Origin of the sequence: Acidisphaera rubrifaciens HS-AP3, assembly GCF_000964365.1 — a bacterium.
In the GTDB taxonomy this organism is placed as follows: domain Bacteria; phylum Pseudomonadota; class Alphaproteobacteria; order Acetobacterales; family Acetobacteraceae; genus Acidisphaera; species Acidisphaera rubrifaciens.
In genome coordinates this window covers 1-1339 of sequence record NZ_BANB01000613.1, presented here as the reverse complement: position 1 = coordinate 1339, position 1339 = coordinate 1, and the positions used below count along the sequence as shown (strand labels likewise).

At 68.0% G+C, this 1339-nt stretch carries 1 protein-coding gene and 1 pseudogene; both read right to left on the bottom strand.

Annotated elements, in window-relative coordinates:
* Positions 1–131: 131 nt before the first annotated feature.
* Positions 132–1145, bottom strand: coding sequence for a flagellar motor switch protein FliG (fliG, locus tag B8460_RS15380; RefSeq protein ID WP_048862489.1), 1014 nt, complete (start codon positions 1143–1145; stop codon positions 132–134).
* Positions 1145–1339: pseudogene (locus tag B8460_RS22175) on the bottom strand (hypothetical protein); the annotation flags it as partial. The gene fliG and the pseudogene B8460_RS22175, both read right to left, overlap by 1 nt.

Genomic DNA, 1339 nt, shown 5'->3' with positions numbered 1-1339 from the left:
CGGTGTCCGGCGACGCGGCGGCCGGCCGCGACGCGGCCGTTGTCACGTCGGGCGGCGGCAGGTCGAAATCCTCGGCGTACAGGATGCCGAAGGCGGGTGGCACGGCATCGGTGGGCGCGATCAGGCGCATGTCAGTAAACGAGCTCCTCGTCCTTGCCCTGTCCGATCTCCAGCTCGCCCTGCGCGGCGAGATCCTTGGCGAGCGTCACGATCGCCGCCTGCGCCTCGTCCACGTCGCGCAGCTTCACCGGCCCGAGGGCGGCGATGTCGTCGCGCAGCATCTTCGAGGCGCGTTCGGACATGCTGCCCAGGAACAGCTCGCGGATCGCCTCGGACGCGCCTTTCAGCGCGAGCGGCAGCTTGTCCTTCTCGACCTGCCGCAGCAGCACCTGCACGGCGCCCGGCGTCAGCTTCTCGAGGTCCTTGAAGGTGAACATGAGCGAGCGGATGCGCTCGGCGGAGTCGCGGTTACGCTCCTCCAGCGCCGTGATGAAGCGCGCCTCGGCCTGCCGGTCCAGATTGTTGAAGATGTCGGCCATCATCTCGTACGCGTCACGTCGGGTGCTGCGGGCGAGGTTGGACATGAACTCCGAACGCAGGGTGCGCTCGACGTTGTCGAGCACGTCGCGCTGGACGCTTTCCATGCGCAGCATCCGCATCACGACCTCCATCGCGAAATGCTCGGGCAGCAGCGTCAGCACGCGCGCGGCATGGTCGGGCTTCACCTTGGAGAGCACGACGGCGACGGTCTGCGGATATTCGTTCTTGAGGTAGTTGGCGAGGACGGCCTCGCTGACATTACCGAGCTTGTCCCACATCGTGCGGCCGGCGGGGCCGCGTATCTCCTCCATGATCTGCTGCGCCCGCTCGCGCGGCAGGGTCTTGGACAGAAGGCGCTCGGTACTCTCGAAGCTGCCGACCAGGCTGCCCGTCTGGCCGAGATTGTCGGCGAACTCGACGCAGAGACGCTGCACGAGGTCGGCGCGCACCGGTCCCAGCTGCGCCATCGCGGTCGAAATCTCCTTGATCTCGTCCTCGTGCATCAGGCCGAACAGCCGCGCGCACTGTTCCTCGCCGAGCGCCATCATCAGGATCGCCGCCTTCTGCGGTCCCGCGAGGCGCGAGGCGGTGTCCGTGCCCGCCATCAGGCGTCGCCCCGCGCGGCCGCGCCCTGGCCGAGCCAGCCGCGCATGATCGCGACGCTTTCCTCGGGGTGCCGCTCGACGAGTTCGCCGACGCGGCGCAACGAGGAGGCACGCATCTGCCCCTCGATGTTGGCGACGTTGACCATGCTTTCGTCCTCCAGCTGATCGTCGAGGACAGCGCTTTCTTCCGCAGC